Origin of the sequence: Marivita sp. (assembly GCF_020055675.1) — a bacterium.
Lineage (GTDB): Bacteria > Pseudomonadota > Alphaproteobacteria > Rhodobacterales > Rhodobacteraceae > Marivita.
In genome coordinates, this window is the sequence record NZ_JAIPUS010000007.1 from 1 (window position 1) to 15,640 (window position 15,640).

The window sequence follows — 15,640 nt, forward strand, 5'->3', positions numbered from 1 at the left end:
GTCTGGATCGTCATGTGCAACGAGCCAACGATCCGCGCCCCCTTCAAGGGCTTGCTCTCACCGAATTCCTCGCGCAGCGCCATCAGCCCCGGCATCTCGGTCTCGGCAATATCCAGCTCCTTGCGGCCAAACTCGGCCATGGAAATGTCGCGGACGGCGTAGTCCGCGGCGGTTACAGTGTCAGGTTTGTTCATTCTGTCGTTCCTTGAAATCCGTTGGATTATTGCGCGGCCACGGTCGCGCCGAAGCTGCGGGCCAGTTCATCGGCCAGATCGGTCCTCTCCCAGGAAAACCCGCCGTCATCCTCGGGCTGGCGCCCGAAATGCCCGTAGGCGGCTGTCCGGGTGTAGATGGGCCGCAGCAGTTGCAGGTGATCGCGAATGCCACGCGGCGTCATGCGGACCATTTCGCGCAGGCGGTTGGCCAGGTCTTCTTCGCCGACCTGCCCGGTGCCCAGCGTGTTGACATAGATCGCCACGGGCTCAGGCACGCCGATCGCATAGGCGAGCTGGATCTGGCACTTGTCCGCCAGGCCAGCGGCCACGACGTTCTTTGCCAGGTAGCGCGCGAGATAGGCTGCGGAGCGGTCGACCTTTGTCGGGTCCTTGCCCGAAAAGGCACCACCACCATGGGGCGCTGCGCCGCCATAGGTGTCCACGATGATCTTGCGGCCCGTCAGCCCTGCATCGCCGTCGGGGCCACCGATGACGAAATTGCCGGTTGGGTTCACGATCAGCTTGTCATCGGCTGGCAGGTCCCAACCCTCGGCCTTGAAGACATCGGTGATATAGGGCTTGACCATCTCGCGGACCTCGGCCTGGCTGAGGCCTTCGGCGTGCTGCGTCGAGACGACAACGGTATCCAGACCCGATGGCTTTCCGTTCGCGTACTTCAGGGTCACCTGGCTTTTGGCGTCGGGTCCGAAATTCGGCTGCTTGCCAGATTTGCGATCCTCGGCCATGTGGCGCAGGATACGGTGCGCGAACTGGATCGGCGCGGGCATCAGCTCGGCGGTTTCCTTGCAGGCATAGCCGAACATGATGCCCTGGTCGCCGGCACCTTCCTCGCCCTTGTCGCCCTCATCGACGCCTTGCGCGATGTCGGCGGACTGGGCGTGCAGGCGGCAGACGATCTCGGCATTGCGCCAGGAAAATCCGGGCTGGTCGTAGCCGATGTCGCGGATCGCGTCTCGGGCGATCTGCTCCACGTCCTTGAGCACGGCTTCGGGACCACGCACCTCGCCGGCTATGGTCACGTGATCGGTGGTTGCAAGCGTCTCGCAGGCCACGCGGGACTGCGGATCGGCCGCCAGGTAAGCATCCAGAATAGCGTCCGAAATCCGGTCGCAAACCTTGTCCGGGTGCCCTTCGGACACAGACTCGCTGGTAAACAGCCAGGTCTTGTCGCTCATCTCGTTCCTTTCTCCACTGCTGTGGGGTTTGGTTGGTCTTGGCAAGTGAACTTGCGGGGTGTCAGGCGATCTTGCGATCTGCCGCTGACGTATCGGGTCGATAGGCCAGGCTCGGGGCCAGCCATGTCTCGACTTCTGCGATCTCCATTTGCTTGCGCGTGGCGTAATCCGACACCTGATCCGGTCCGATGCGCCCGATGCCGAAATAGCGGGCCTCGGGGTGCGAGAAGTAGAGCCCCGACACCGCCGATGCGGGCCACATTGCGCAGGATTCGGTAAGCGTTACGCCAGTATGCGCCGGCGCATCGAGCAGATCGAAGATCGTGCGCTTCTCGGTATGGTCCGGACAGGCGGGATAGCCCGGCGCGGGGCGGATGCCGCGATATTCTTCCTTGATCAGGGCGCTGTTATCCAATCCCTCGTTCGGCGCATATCCCCAAAGACTGCGGCGCACGCGGGCGTGCAGCGCTTCGGCAAAGGCCTCGGCCAGGCGGTCGCCCAGGGCTTGGACCATGATCGAATCGTAGTCGTTGCCCTCGGCCTTGAGCCGGTCGGCGATATCATGCACCTCTGTCCCGGTCGTGACGGTGAAGCCGCCCACCCAGTCGGGCGTGCCCTCGGGGGCGATGAAATCGGCAAGGCACATCTGCGCGGTGTCGCCGGTCTTGTTGCGCTGCTGGCGCAATTGCGGCATCCGCGCGCGCAGGGTATCGCGGGACTCGTCCGTCCAGACCAGGATATCATCGCCCTGGCTGTTGGCGGGCCACAGCCCGACCACCCCGCGCGGGGTGAACCAGCCCTCGGTCTCGATCCGGTCCAGCATCGCCTGGGCGTTCTCGAAAAGCTCGCGCGCCGTTTCGCCCTTGTGCGGGTCGTCGAGGATGGCCGGATATTGTCCCTTCATCTCCCAGGTCGAGAAAAACGGCGTCCAGTCGATATAGTCGCGCAGTGCTGCTATCTCGATATCGTCGATCACGGTCAGGCCGGGGGACTGCGGCACAGGGGGCGTGTAGCTGTCCCAACCGCCGTCAAAGGCTCGCGACCGGGCCTGCACCAGTGGCGCCGTGGGCCTGTCGCCGGTGCGGTCGTCGCCCGCGCGCATCTTGACCTGCCCCTCGGCGATCCCGGCCAGGTACTCCGGCGCCGCCGTCTTGGACAACAGCTTGGACACCACGCCCACCGCCTTGGAGGCATCGTCCACATGGATCACACCGTTGTCATACTCCGGCGCGATCTTCAGGGCGGTGTGTTTCTTCGAGGTGGTCGCCCCCCCGATCAACAGCGGCAGATCGAACCCCTGGCGCTTCATCTCGCCCGCGACATCGACCATGCGATCGAGCGACGGCGTGATGAGCCCGGACAACCCGATGATGTCGACCTTTTCCTCTTTCGCCTTGGCGAGGATGTCCTCGGTCGGCACCATCACGCCCATGTCCACCACGTCGTAATTGTTGCACTGCAACACGACGCCGACGATGTTCTTGCCGATGTCGTGTACGTCGCCCTTCACCGTCGCCATCAATACCTTGCCCTTGGCCGAGGTGTCGCCCTGCAGGCGCTTTTCCTCTTCCATGTAGGGCAGAAGATGGGCGACGGCGGTCTTCATAACGCGGGCGGATTTCACCACCTGCGGCAGGAACATCTTGCCTGCGCCGAACAGGTCGCCCACCACGTTCATGCCGTCCATCAGCGGCCCTTCGATCACGTGCAGCGGCTTTTCGGCACGCTGGCGGCATTCCTCGGTGTCCGCGACGACGAAATCGGTGATGCCGTGGACAAGCGCGTGCTCCAGACGTTTCTCGACCGGGGCCTCGCGCCACTTGGGGTCTTCCTTTTTCGTCGCCTCGCCGCTGCCCTTGTACTTGTCAGCGATGTCCAGAAGCCGCTCGGTGGAATCATCACGGCGGTTGAACAGCACGTCCTCGACCGCGTCACGCAATTCGTCGGGGATATCGTCATAGACCGTGATCTGGCCCGCGTTGACGATGGCCATGTCCATGCCCAGCGGGATCGCGTGATAGAGAAACGCCGAGTGCATCGCTTCGCGCACGGCATTGTTGCCCCGGAAACTGAACGAGACATTGGACAGCCCGCCGGAAATATGCGTGTCCGGCATGTCCGCCTTGATCAGCTTGATCGCGTCGAAAAAGGCGTTGGCATAGTCGTTGTGGTCCTCGATACCCGTGGCCACGGCAAAGATGTTGGGATCAAAGATGATGTCCCAGGGCTGGAACCCCGCCTTGTCCACCAGCAGATCATAGGACCGGCGGCAGATCTCGTACTTGTGCTGCGCGGTCTCGGCCTGGCCGTTCTCGTCAAAGGCCATGACGACCACGGCAGCGCCGTAACGGCGCACCGTGCGCGCCTGTTCAAGGAACGCCGCCTCGCCCTCCTTGAGCGAGATCGAATTGACCACCGCGCGGCCCTGCACGCATTTCAGACCGGCTTCGATCACCTCGAACTTGGAACTGTCGATCATCACCGGCACACGAGAGATATCGGGCTCCGACGCGATCAGGTTGAGGAAAGTCACCATGGCCTGCTCGGAATCGAGCAGCCCCTCGTCCATGTTCACGTCGATGATCTGCGCGCCGTTCTCGACCTGCTCGCGCGCCACGTCGAGCGCGGTGGCATAGTCGTCCTCCATGATCAGCTTCTTGAACTTGGCTGACCCGGTGACGTTGGTGCGCTCACCTATATTGATGAAACTGGAAACACTGCTCATGCCGCGTCCTCCTGAATGGCGCCGGGCGCCTCGAACATTTCAAGCCCCGAAAGGCGCATCCGCCGCACCGTCGCCGGGACCTTCCGCGGCGGCTTGCCGGCGACCGCCTCGGCGATGGCGCGGATGTGGTCGGGCGTGGTGCCGCAGCAGCCGCCGACGATGTTGACCAACCCCGCCTCGGCCCAGTCACCCAGATGCGCGGCGGTCTCTTCCGGTGTTTCGTCATAGCCGCCCATCTCGTTGGGCAGGCCCGCGTTGGGATAGGCGCTGACGCGGGTATCGGCCACTTCGGACAGGGTGCGCACATGCTGACGCATCTCGTCGGCCCCCAACGCGCAATTCAGGCCGATCGAGAACGGCTGCGCGTGGCTCATGGAGACCCAGAACGCCTCGGGCGTCTGCCCCGTCAGCGTCCGGCCGGACCGGTCGGTGATGGTGCCCGAAATCATCAGCGGCGGCACCGTCAGACCCTCGTCAGCGAGGCTGTCGATGGCGAAAAGGGCCGCCTTGGCGTTGAGCGTGTCAAAGATCGTCTCGACCAGCAGCAGGTCGACCCCGGCCTCGATCAGGGCGCGTGCAGCGTCGCCATAGGCGCGCGCCAGGTCGTCGAAGGTCACGGCGCGATAGCCCGGATCGTTCACGTCGGGGCTGATGCTGGCGGTCTGGTTGGTCGGCCCGATCCCGCCGGCAACCCAGCGGGGCCGGTCGGCCGTGGCCACGGCCTCTGCGGCCTCCCGGGCGAGCCGCACACTTTCCACGTTCATCTCTGCGGCAAGGCTCTGCATGCCGTAATCCGCCTGGCTGATCGCATTGGCGCCAAAGGTGTTGGTGCACAGGATATCCGCCCCCGCCTCAAGAAAGGCGGTGTGAATGTCGCGGATCATCTCGGGCTGCGTCAGGCTCAGCAATTCGCTGTTGCCGCCAACGTCGCTTTTCCAGTCGGCAAAGCGCGTGCCGCGATAGACCTCCTCGCCCGGTTTGTGCTGCTGGATCATGGTGCCCATGGCCCCGTCCAGCACGAGGATGCGGTCTGCGGCATGGGCCGTGATGTCGGTCTCGGTCATTTGGTCTCTCCTCAGGCGGCGCTCTCGGCCGTGATCTCTGGCGTCAGCCCAAGCGCGCGGCACACCGCCAGGCTCACTTCGGGCCGATTGAGCGTATAGAAATGGAACTCGGACAGGCCCGCGTCCAGTAAAAGCCGGCATTGTTCCGTGGCGACACTGGTGGCGACCATGGCGCGGGTCTCGGGTGCATCGTCCAGACCGTCGAACATCCGCGCCAGCCAGTCGGGCACAGAGGCGCCGCACATGGCCGAAAACCGCTTGATCCCGGCAAAATTCGTCACCGGCATGATCCCCGGCACGATGGGCGCCGTGATGCCGGCGGCGCGGGCCCGGTCCACGAAACGCAGGACCTCATCCGTATCGAACGCATATTGCGTGATTGCCCGGGCCGCGCCCGCATCCAGCTTGCGCTTGAGGTGATCGAGATCGGCCTGCGCACTCGCGGCCTCGGGGTGAACCTCCGGGTAGGCGGCGACCGAGATGTCGAAATCGGCCACCCGGCGCAACCCCGCCACGAGTTCGGCAGCGTCACCATAGCCGTCCGGGGCAAGGCTTTGCCCCTCGGGCAAGTCGCCGCGCAGGGCCACGATCCGGCTGATGCCCTTGTCGTGCAGACCCTCGGCCAGCCGGTCGATCTCGTCCCGGCTGGCGCCCACGCAGGTCAGGTGTTGGGCCACCGGACGCCCGGTGCGCGCGCCCACCATGTCCACCACGCGCGCGGTGCGGTCACGGGTGCTGCCACCCGCGCCATAGGTGACCGAAAAATAGTCGGGTTCGGCACCGGCCAGTTGATCGACGGCGCGCACAAGCGCCGCTTCACTGGCTTCGGTCTTGGGCGGGAACAGTTCGAAAGACACAGTGGCGGGGGCATCGGGATTGGTCCCGGTCATGCGGTATTCTCCAATTGCAAGGGCACAGGGATGAGATAAGTGCCGGGGCGTTTTAAACCACCCCGGCGGGCCAAGTCACGCAGGCTTGCGGAAGTGCTGCACGCCCCAGGCAAGATGACCGTCATCGGCGGCCTTCACCCAGTTCTCCAGCCCCACGGCCATCTTGTCGAGATACTCTGCCGAGGCTCCGGCCTCGCGCAGTTTGGCATAATTGGCGATCAATTCTTCGCGCACGCGGGAATAATGCGCGCGCAGGTCGCTCACCGCGTCCTCCTGCTCCACGGTCTCGAAGCCAAGCGCCTCGGCCGCCTCGCGGTAAAACCGGGGTGACCCCAGGTCGTTGAGCTGCAGGCGATCATAGACCGGCTGTAGCACCGCCGGGTCAGCGGCATCGGCTTGCATCGGGTCGGTGAAAATCAGATGCCCGCCGGGCTTGAGCACGCGCCACGCCTCGGCCAGTACATTGGCGCGCTGATCGGAATGCAGGAAGGCGTCCTGGCTCCACACCACGTCACAGCTGGCATCGGGCTCCGGCACGTCTTCGAACACGCCGTGGCGCACCGTGATCTTCCCGGTCAGCTTGGCCGCGCGGATCTTGCCAAGATTGTACTCGTTCTGCGTCTCCGAAATGTTGAGGCAGACCGCCTCGCAGCCAGTCTTGCGGACCAGCGTGCGCATGGCACCACCGTAGCCCGCACCCATGTCCAGCACCCGGGCCGAGCCGTCCAGGGTTGGCAGCCGGTCGATCATCGACTCGATGGTCCGGTCCGACGCGGTGCGGATGTCCGGCGTTTCGGCGTAGCGGCCGATATGCAGGTCCTCGCCGCCCCAGATCGTGGAATAGAACGTATCCGCATCATCGCTGTCATAATAATCTTCGGTGATGTCGCGGATATCCTCCTTGCCGTCTTCCGACGCGCCCCACCGCACCAGGTGCAGGGCCGATTTCTCGGCCACGTGGATGAAGAAATCCGGATCGTCCTCGGCATAGGTTTCCTGGAAATCGCCATAGGTGCGGACCCGCTCGAAACCGGCCTCCGACAGCAGGCGGCGCGTGTAGTTCTTGCGGATCGGGCACATGTTGAGCGTGTAGGACGACCCGTCCGGGAAGGAATACCGCATCCGGCACAGCCCCTCGTCGACGTGATCGGGCTCCGCCGTGACCTTGTTGCCGCAATAGTAATACTTGTGCTTGGTCGAGTACCCGCGGTCGAGCATGGCGTCGTAATTGCGCTGGTCCAGGATCAGCAGCCCGTCATGCTTGAGCGCGGCATAGAACTCCGCCAGCGCGCGGCGGCGTTCGGATTCCTTGTGCAGATGGGTGAAGGAATTGCCCAGGCAGACAATCGCGTCATATTTGCCGTTGATGTCACGGTTGAGCCAGCGCCAATCGGCCTGCGCGGTCTTGAGGATCAGGCCCCGTGCCTGTCCGTTCTCGAACGCCTTGGCCACCATCGAGGCCGCCCCGTCGGACGCGGTCACATCAAAGCCCGCCTCGGTCAGCCGGACCGAATGGAAACCGGTGCCGCAGGCGACGTCGAGCACCCGTTCCTTGCCGCGGGCACGCAGGATGTCGATGAAGAACTGACCCTCGCTCTCGGCACGGCCTTCCCAGTCGATCAGCTCGTCCCACTTGTCGACGAAGGTGCTGACGTATTCCTTGCGATAATGATCGGTCTCGCGATCGGCCAGCGGATCCTCGCTGTAAACCTGATCGGTCATCGTCAGTTCGGCGTTTTCGGCCATCGGTTGGGTCATGTGTGTCTCCAGTTTCGAACTGTCCCGTTACCGCCGATCCAGATGACCGCCGGCTGCACGATATCGCTGCGCAAGCCGCAGGGGCTGCACCGTTCGCATTGCTTATTTCGATGTTCGCCGCGGCTCGCGTGATCCTACCGCGGGATGCAGTGTGGTCGGGCCCGCGGCCTGTCCCGGTCAATGAAAAGCCTTTTGCAGGCTCACCACCATTCCGAGGCGTCCACGGTGCCATCCAACCTGTGCGCCTACCATCACTAACCAATAGCGACGGTTCAACCCCCATTTGCGACATTCTTGCTAAGACAATGATTTACACCGATAAAAAGTCCGTATGGGCGGTTCCCGACTCGCGAATGGTTCATCCGCGACACGACGGCCCAACCGCAGGGTGCACCAGGACCGTTACCCGGACCATCGCCGGCGGATGACGGGCGGTATGCCCAGGGTCTGGAACCGGGGTCTGGAAAATGTCCCGTGATTTCAGAGGATCCGCATGGCGCGGGCCGTTAACGGACCGCCTGCGACCTAGCCGCGCGCCTGCCGGAGCTGCCAGCCGCGCAGCGCGGCAACCACGAGATCGGGGCATTCCGCAAAGGGCAAATGCCCCGCCGGCATCATCTGCGCAACCCCTTGGGGCGCGCCCCGGATGATCCCGATCTGGTGCGCCGGCGGCACGATCGGATCGCGTGACCCGATGATGGCAAGCACCGGACACCCGACCTGCGCCAGACCGGCCCCGACATCCGCGTTCAGCACCCACATCGCCGTTGCATAAAGCGCGCTTGGATCGCAGGCGCTCAGCTGCGCGCGCATCGCCTCGGGCGCGGGCACCTCCAGCTTGCGGTCCGCCGCTGCCAGCGCATAGCCCTGCTGGAACTTCTCGGGCGATGACAACCACATCGTCATGCCCGCGCGAAACGCCATCTCGCCCAGCATCGGCACCGAAAAGAACCGCGCCCCCGGATCGAACGTACGGCCCCGGTCGCCCTTCGTCAGCGCCCCGATCAGGACAAGACTGTCGATCAGCTCGGGATACCGCTGCGCCAGCCACAGCGCCATCATCCCGCCGGTCGAATGTCCGATCACCAGCGCCGGCACCCCGCCGAACCGGTCGCGGATCTGCTCTGCCAAACGGTCGACCCAGCCACCAGTTTCCAGGTCTTGCGCAATGGTTTCGGCATCGTCACCCGGCATGTGCCCCGGCAGGTCGAACACCGCCATACGGTCGGGGGACCACCGAAGGCGGTCGATCATCGTCTCCCACATGTGATGCGTTTCCAGCAAACCGGGAAGCAGTACAACCGGTGGACCAGACGTGGGATCGGACATGAGCGCAAGCCTCTCTTGGTACACTTGCTCCGGGCGACGCCGCTATATTCACCGCCATTGGCCCATCGTCAACGCCCGCAGCGAACCGCCTCAGCCGACGACCGCTTGCATCGCAATGGCCCCAATATACATCGCCAGGAGCAGGACGCTTTCCCGCCCGATCCCGCCGGGTCCCTGCTTTTCGCGGAACAACAACCCCAGCAACAACACACCCGTCATCAGCAGTGCCGTCGCCAGCCAGAACAGGTCCGGCGATCCGATCGCGTGATAGAGCGACCCCGCGCGATATCCGAAATCCGACACGGTCAGGAACAGGATGTCGAACGTGTTGCCCCCGATGATCCCGCCGACCGCCAATTGCAGCGCGCCGCGCCGCACCGCCGCCAGCGTGGTCACGAGTTCGGGCAAGGAGGTCACAACAGCCGTCATCAGCGCCCCCACGAGGGTTGCCGAAACACCCAGTCGCTCGGTCAACTGGCCGCCGACCTGCGAAATCACCCAGCCCGCAACGCCCATGACCAGCATCAAGGCCAGGAACTGCCCGACCAAGGCACGCGCGGGCCGGTCGGGGCCGTCCTCTTCATCCGGCACATCATCGCGGGTTTCCTCGGTCCGCACCGGCCGCCACATGGGCGCGTCGCGCAGACGCGATGTCGCCACCACGCCGACTGCGTATATCCCGACCAGCGCGAAAGATGCCGGATGTACGCCGATCACCGTGAAGTCCGGTGTTGTAAACGCGGCAAAGGGCACCGCCAGCATCAGCATCAAAAGCCCGCATTGAAACACATTGGCCAGCTCTGCCGCCGCATGTTCCAGGTTGGCCCTCCGGTGCAGCAGGTCGGCCAGTGCCAGGAATGCCGTCTGTGCCGCGATGCCACCGATGCCGTTGGCAAAGGCCAGCGACGCACGGCCATCCAGCGCCGAGCTCAAGGAAACGATCGTGCCGGAAAAAGACGTGGCCGCCCCCAGAAGGACCCCGCCGATCAGCGCTTCACCGAAACCGGTGCGATCCGCGATGCGATCCGCAAGGGTTGTCATCCTCAACCCGGCAAAGAGAACGACACCCGCCGCGATCCCGCCAAGGATCAGCAGCAGGGACAGGGAACCTGAAGCAAACACCAAGCTCAACGCGCACTCGCCGTTCCGGTTTCCCGCAAAGTCTTGTTTTCGGAACCCCGAACACGAACGCCACGTTGGCCTTTCAGATCATCGTTTGCACCAAGGACCTGATATGACCCGCCAAGGCCCGGAACCTGTCCTGACAGGTGTGAAAGCCAAACCGCTTACCTGGCTTGTCGGCCTGATCTATCTTGTCCTGTCGTTCTGGGTGCTCTCGGCCATGGCGGTTGTGGTTATTCCGGTGGTCTTCGCCGTTCTGATCACGCTGCTTGTCGCCCCGCTGGACGAATGGGTCCACCGGTCCCTGCCGCGCGGCTTCGCCTGGATGGCACATCTTGTCGTCATGCTTTTGATCGTTGCCGTCGTCATCATGGTGTTCGGCGCGCTCTATTTCGCCGGCCAGCAAACCCTGCAAGCGATGCCCAGCATCACCGACGAATTGAACGAGCTCGTGCCCCAGAGCAGCGCGCAGACGCAGGATCAAACTCTCCCCTTCGCCGGGGAAATCGGCGCAATCTGGGGCAAGGCAGGAAGCAATTTCGGCGACTGGGTTGTCCAGCGGGCGACCAACTTTGCAAGCTCTGCCGTCACGATGACAGGCGCCTTCGTGACCGCCTTTCTCATCGTGTTCTTCCTGGTCCTTCTGATGCTGATCGAAATGCCGCGCTGGCGGTCCAAGACAGGCGATCTGCTCTCGGCTGAAAATGCGCAGATCTGCCACGACACGATCCGCAGCATCTCCGGGCGCCTGCGAAAATTTCTATACGTGCGCACCCTGATCGGCGTGCTTCAGGCCGCGCTCTACACTGGCTGGCTTGCCCTCTTTGGTCTGGATTTGCTGGTGGTCTGGGCAGTCCTGACTTTCATTCTGACCTATATTCCCAATATCGGGTCCATCATTTCCGGTCTGCTGCCGGTACTCTATGCCTTTCTCGTGCTTGACCCGCTCACGGCCTTCTGGATCGGGGCCGGTATTTTCGCCATCGAACAGATCGTGGGCAATTTCATCGACCCACGGTTTCTGGGCCGGCAGTTCATGCTGTCGCCGGTAATCATCCTGGTCGCGCTGATGTTCTGGGGCTGGCTCTGGGGCGTTGCCGGCGCGTTCCTGTCCACGCCTCTGGTGCTCTGCCTGCTGGTTGTGTCCCACTCGATCGAACCGCTACGCCCCGTTGCACTTTTTCTCAGCAACCAGTCCAACATGGACCATCTGGACCGCGCCCTGTCAAATTGACGCGCGGCGCCCCCCAGCAGACCGGGACGATCCGCCCGGCCTGTTGACCGTATAAAGGCCGGCAAAGCGCCACGCTTCACCGGCCCATTTGCTAACAAGTGGTTAATCCGTCCCGGTAACCCCTTGATATCTCGTGCCATGACAGCGTCCCACGCGTGGGACGGGGCGGCTCACACGTGCCGCTCAACCATCATTTTCTTGATCTCCGCAATCGCCTTGGCCGGGTTAAGCCCCTTGGGACAGGTCTTGGCGCAGTTCATGATCGTGTGGCACCGATAAAGCTTGAACGGATCCTCCAGCTCATCGAGCCGCTCTCCGGTCGCCTCGTCCCGGCTGTCGATGATCCAGCGATACGCATGCAACAGCGCCGCCGGTCCAAGATACCGATCCCCGTTCCACCAATACGATGGGCAGGCCGTGGAGCAGCAGGCACACATCACGCATTCATACAGCCCGTCCAGCTTCTTGCGATCCCCGATCGACTGCTTCCATTCCTTGGCCGGCCGGTTCGTCTTGGTTTCCAGCCACGGCATGATCGACGCGTGCTGGGCATAGAAGTGGGTCAGGTCCGGGATCAAATCCTTCACCACCGGCATGTGCGGCAGCGGGTAGATTTTCACGTCGCCGTCGACCTCATCAAGACCATAAATGCAGGCCAGCGTGTTGATCCCGTCGATATTCATCGCGCAGGACCCACAAATACCCTCGCGGCAGGACCGCCGGAACGTGAGCGTCGGATCAATCTCGTTCTTGATCTTGACCAGCGCGTCGAGGATCATCGGCCCGCATGTATCGAGGTCCACGTAATACGTGTCCACACGGGGGTTTTCGCCGTCATCCGGGTTCCAGCGATAGATGCTGAACTTGCGGACATTGGTGGCCCCGTCCGGCTTGGGCCAGGTTTTGCCCGTGCGGATCGTCGAATTCTTGGGGAGCGTCAGTTGAACCATGTCTCTCTCCTTAGCGAAGCAATGCCGGCAGCCCCTCGGCCGCCAGGCAACTCAATGTCTCGGGTGTCGAGACGATATCCGTGACGATTTGCGCCGTGCTTTCCGTCGGGCCTCCCACGCTGTCGAGCGCCAGCGCCCGGATCTGCACCGCGCTGGCGGTGTCGATCACACAGTCCAGCGCCGGTTCCAGCGGCACGCCGGGAAACCGCTCGACCAAAACCGGCGTCACGGCCGACCGGGCGGCGTCGCGCGCGATCCTGTCCTGCTGCTGCACCGAACAGCCCGTGACAGCCAAAGCCGTGACGAGGAAAAGCGCAAGGCGCATCAGAACGTCCGTTCCTTCGGCGCGATTTTCGTGACCGCGATGCCGCCTTCCTTTTCAGTGGTCAGAGGATCGGTCAGAACCGGACGGTAGCTGAGTTGGGTCTCGGCCCCGTCAACCCGCGCGATGGTGTGGACACGCCAGTTCGTGTCGTCCCGTTCGCCATGGTCCTCATGCGCGTGCGCGCCGCGGCTTTCCTTGCGGGCCTCGGCGCCGGCGATGGTGGCCAGGGCGTTCGGCATCAGGTTCGTCAGCTCCAGCGTCTCCATCAGGTCCGAGTTCCAGACCAGGCTCCGGTCGGTGACATGCAAATCATCGAGCTTGGCTGCAATGGCGCCCATTTTTTCCAGACCGTCCTTCATCGTCTTGGCGGTCCGGAACACGGCGGCATCGGCCTGCATCGTCTTCTGCATCTCAAGCCGGAGTTCGGCTGTCGGCACAGTCCCCTTAGCGTTGCGCAAACTGTCGAACCGGTCGAACGCCTTGTCCACCGAGGCTGTGTTTGTCTCGGGGATGGCGCTTTCAGGATCGACAACCTTTCCGGCCCGGATCGCGGCAGCCCGGCCGAACACGACAAGATCGATCAACGAATTCGAGCCCAGGCGGTTCGCCCCGTGAACGGATGCACACCCCGCCTCGCCCACCGCCATGAGGCCCGGAACGACAGCATTCTGATCGTCCTTCGACGGGTTGAGCACCTCACCCCAGTAGTTGGTCGGGATGCCGCCCATGTTGTAGTGGACCGTTGGCAGAACCGGGATCGGTTCCTTGGTCACGTCGACACCGGCGAAAATCTTGGCGGATTCGGAAATTCCCGGCAAACGTTCGGCCAAAGCCTCTTTCGGCAGGTGCGACAGGTTCAGGTGGATGTGGTCGCTTTCCGCGCCCACGCCGCGACCCTCGCGGATCTCCAGGGTCATGGAGCGGGACACGTAGTCCCGTGGCGCGAGGTCCTTGTAGTTGGGCGCATAGCGCTCCATGAACCGTTCGCCTTCGGAGTTGGTGAGATACCCGCCTTCGCCGCGCGCTCCTTCGGTGATCAGGCAGCCGGATCCGTAGATCCCGGTCGGGTGGAACTGTACGAACTCCATGTCCTGAAGCGGCAGGCCAGCCCGCGCCACCATGCCGCCGCCGTCACCGGTGCAGGTATGCGCCGAGGTCGCGCTGAAATAGGCGCGGCCGTAGCCACCCGTGGCCAACACGACCATCTTGGCGTTGAAGACATGCATTGTGCCATCATCGAGCTTCCAGCAGACAACGCCGGTGCAGCGTCCATCGTCCGACATGAGTAGATCGATGGCGAAATATTCGATATAGAACTCGGCGTTGTTCTTGAGCGATTGACCATAAAGCGTGTGCAGAATCGCGTGGCCGGTCCGGTCTGCGGCGGCACAGGTTCGCTGGACGGGTGGTCCGTCTCCGAATTCGGTGGTGTGGCCACCGAACGGGCGCTGATAGATCTTGCCTTCCTCGGTGCGCGAAAACGGCACGCCGTAATGTTCAAGCTCGTAAACCGCCTTGGGGGCTTCGCGGGCGAGGTATTCCATCGCATCCGTGTCACCGAGCCAGTCAGACCCCTTGACGGTGTCGTACATATGCCACTGCCAATGGTCCGGGCCCATGTTCGACAACGACGCGGCAATTCCGCCCTGCGCGGCCACGGTGTGCGACCGGGTCGGGAACACCTTGGTCACGCACGCCGTGCGCAAGCCCTGTTCGGCCATCCCGAGCGTGGCACGCAAGCCTGCGCCGCCCGCGCCGACGACCACGACGTCATATTCATGCGTCTCGTATTCGTATGCAGTCATAGTCTGTTTTGCTCCGATGTCTCAAAGGGCCATTTTAGCGATTGCAAAAACGCCAACGGCGGCCGCGCCGTAGCTAATGCAGGTCATGCCGAGGATCAGGAGTTTCTCCCACACGCCATGAACATAGTCTTCGACCAGCGTCTGGAAACCGTCATTGAAGTGCTTGAAGCCGACGATCAGGGTCAAGGCGGCGACGATCGCCGGGAAGGGGCGCGCATAATAGGCCTGCACCTCTTCGAAGGACGACCCCAGAATTCCGCCAAAGGTGAACACGAAGAACGGGATCAGGATCAAAAGCGCGACGGACGATTTTTTCATCGCCCAGAAATGCTCCGTCCCGGATTTTGCTGCGCCCCAGCCGATGGCGCGTTTGCGGTCTGTCAGAAATGCCATGTGTCGCGCCTCACCAAAGGATGATTACAGAAAGAACCGTCAGGACCCCAGAGCCGATAACCACGATCCAGCCAAGCATTTCGGCCCGGTCGATTTCCAGCATCTTCGCGTTGTCCCAGATCAGGTGCCGCACACCGGCGAGGGTATGGTACCACAGCGCCCAGAGTGACAGGAACATCACGATGTCCCCGAACCAGCTTGTCACGAACCCGTCCGCGACGGCAAAATACCCCGGCCCTGTCGACGCTGCGAGCAACCACCAGACAATCAACACGGACGCGACGATCAGGGCGTTGCCGGTGATCCGCGTCAAGATCGACGTCACGGAGGTAAGCTGGGGGCGGTAAATTTGCAGGTGTGGTGACAGGGGCCGCTTGCCCCGATTGACGTCAGCCATGATCCGAGTCCTTTCCAGTTCCTAAGCACTGTTCTATTATTTTTATACGACGTGTCACGCCGACCATCCACCGCGGGGCGCGGTTTTTTGGCGCAATTGGACAGATTCAGGGGATTTTGTGATCACACGCCGGAAATCAGTGATCACAAAACCCCGGCCTTTCCAAAAATAGATGAAATCTCTCGGGTTTTTCTGATTTCAGTTCAATATCTCCTGGAGCTGTATCCGTGCGATCAC

General features: G+C 62.9%; 12 protein-coding genes and 1 pseudogene. 1 reads left to right on the plus strand and 12 read right to left on the minus strand.

Annotation, left to right across the window (positions count from 1 at the left end):
- From LCF59_RS06605 to LCF59_RS06635, 7 genes and pseudogenes are all read right to left on the minus strand, one after another.
- Window positions 1-194 (minus strand): adenosylhomocysteinase (locus tag LCF59_RS06605; protein ID WP_292286662.1); only part of this gene is annotated, 194 nt, incomplete at its 3' end.
- 26 nt (window positions 195-220) lie between these two features.
- The gene (metK, locus tag LCF59_RS06610; protein ID WP_292286663.1) at window positions 221-1,411 is read right to left on the minus strand and encodes a methionine adenosyltransferase; all 1,191 of its coding nucleotides are present in this window, start codon (window positions 1,409-1,411) and stop codon (window positions 221-223) included.
- 61 nt (window positions 1,412-1,472) lie between these two features.
- A pseudogene (gene metH, locus LCF59_RS06615) lies at window positions 1,473-5,200 on the minus strand (methionine synthase).
- A gap of 11 nt (window positions 5,201-5,211) precedes the next feature.
- On the minus strand, window positions 5,212-6,090 hold the full coding sequence (metF, locus tag LCF59_RS06620; RefSeq protein ID WP_292286664.1) for a methylenetetrahydrofolate reductase [NAD(P)H]: 879 nt from the start codon (window positions 6,088-6,090) through the stop codon (window positions 5,212-5,214).
- A gap of 75 nt (window positions 6,091-6,165) precedes the next feature.
- Window positions 6,166-7,848 carry a methyltransferase domain-containing protein gene (locus LCF59_RS06625; RefSeq protein ID WP_292286665.1) on the minus strand — a complete coding sequence of 561 codons (1,683 nt, stop codon included), beginning with the start codon at window positions 7,846-7,848 and terminating at the stop codon, window positions 6,166-6,168.
- Window positions 7,849-8,373: 525 nt separating this feature from the next.
- Window positions 8,374-9,177, minus strand: a complete 804-nt coding sequence (locus LCF59_RS06630) for an alpha/beta hydrolase (RefSeq protein ID WP_292286666.1) — start codon at window positions 9,175-9,177, stop codon at window positions 8,374-8,376.
- A 90-nt stretch (window positions 9,178-9,267) separates the two neighbouring features.
- Window positions 9,268-10,299, minus strand: coding sequence for a sodium:calcium antiporter (locus LCF59_RS06635; RefSeq protein WP_292286808.1), 1,032 nt, complete (start codon window positions 10,297-10,299; stop codon window positions 9,268-9,270).
- A gap of 112 nt (window positions 10,300-10,411) precedes the next feature.
- On the opposite strand from LCF59_RS06635, the gene LCF59_RS06640 reads away from it, so the two are divergent.
- Window positions 10,412-11,533: an AI-2E family transporter gene (locus LCF59_RS06640; protein ID WP_292286667.1), complete on the plus strand. Its 1,122-nt coding sequence runs from the start codon at window positions 10,412-10,414 to the stop codon at window positions 11,531-11,533.
- 170 nt (window positions 11,534-11,703) lie between these two features.
- Here the strand turns inward: LCF59_RS06640 and LCF59_RS06645 are convergent, their stop codons facing one another.
- The 5 genes from LCF59_RS06645 to sdhC are packed head-to-tail and all read right to left on the minus strand — an operon-like array spanning window position 11,704 to window position 15,403.
- Complete coding sequence (locus tag LCF59_RS06645; protein ID WP_292286668.1) at window positions 11,704-12,483, minus strand: succinate dehydrogenase iron-sulfur subunit; 780 nt, start codon at window positions 12,481-12,483, stop codon at window positions 11,704-11,706.
- A gap of 10 nt (window positions 12,484-12,493) precedes the next feature.
- Window positions 12,494-12,808 (minus strand): hypothetical protein, encoded by a 315-nt coding sequence (locus LCF59_RS06650; protein WP_292286669.1) that lies wholly within the window; start codon window positions 12,806-12,808, stop codon window positions 12,494-12,496.
- On the minus strand, window positions 12,808-14,613 hold the full coding sequence (gene sdhA / locus LCF59_RS06655) for a succinate dehydrogenase flavoprotein subunit (RefSeq protein WP_292286670.1): 1,806 nt from the start codon (window positions 14,611-14,613) through the stop codon (window positions 12,808-12,810). Before sdhA ends, LCF59_RS06650 begins: the two co-directional genes overlap by 1 nt.
- A gap of 21 nt (window positions 14,614-14,634) precedes the next feature.
- The gene (gene sdhD / locus LCF59_RS06660; RefSeq protein WP_292286671.1) at window positions 14,635-15,006 is read right to left on the minus strand and encodes a succinate dehydrogenase, hydrophobic membrane anchor protein; all 372 of its coding nucleotides are present in this window, start codon (window positions 15,004-15,006) and stop codon (window positions 14,635-14,637) included.
- Window positions 15,007-15,016: 10 nt separating this feature from the next.
- On the minus strand, window positions 15,017-15,403 hold the full coding sequence (gene sdhC / locus LCF59_RS06665) for a succinate dehydrogenase, cytochrome b556 subunit (RefSeq protein WP_292286672.1): 387 nt from the start codon (window positions 15,401-15,403) through the stop codon (window positions 15,017-15,019).
- Window positions 15,404-15,640: the final 237 nt, after the last annotated feature.

Excerpts from the sequence above, each read along its gene's own strand:
- LCF59_RS06650 (WP_292286669.1), bottom strand. The coding sequence starts at position 12,808 with ATGCGCCTTGCGCTTTTCCTCGTCACGGCTTTGGCTGTCACGGGCTGT.
- sdhD (WP_292286671.1), bottom strand. The coding sequence starts at position 15,006 with ATGGCATTTCTGACAGACCGCAAACGCGCCATCGGCTGGGGCGCAGCA.
- metF (WP_292286664.1), bottom strand. The coding sequence starts at position 6,090 with ATGACCGGGACCAATCCCGATGCCCCCGCCACTGTGTCTTTCGAACTG.
- LCF59_RS06625 (WP_292286665.1), bottom strand. The coding sequence starts at position 7,848 with ATGACCCAACCGATGGCCGAAAACGCCGAACTGACGATGACCGATCAG.
- metK (WP_292286663.1), bottom strand. The coding sequence starts at position 1,411 with ATGAGCGACAAGACCTGGCTGTTTACCAGCGAGTCTGTGTCCGAAGGG.
- LCF59_RS06640 (WP_292286667.1), top strand. The coding sequence starts at position 10,412 with ATGACCCGCCAAGGCCCGGAACCTGTCCTGACAGGTGTGAAAGCCAAA.
- sdhA (WP_292286670.1), bottom strand. The coding sequence starts at position 14,613 with ATGACTGCATACGAATACGAGACGCATGAATATGACGTCGTGGTCGTC.
- sdhC (WP_292286672.1), bottom strand. The coding sequence starts at position 15,403 with ATGGCTGACGTCAATCGGGGCAAGCGGCCCCTGTCACCACACCTGCAA.
- LCF59_RS06645 (WP_292286668.1), bottom strand. The coding sequence starts at position 12,483 with ATGGTTCAACTGACGCTCCCCAAGAATTCGACGATCCGCACGGGCAAA.
- LCF59_RS06630 (WP_292286666.1), bottom strand. The coding sequence starts at position 9,177 with ATGTCCGATCCCACGTCTGGTCCACCGGTTGTACTGCTTCCCGGTTTG.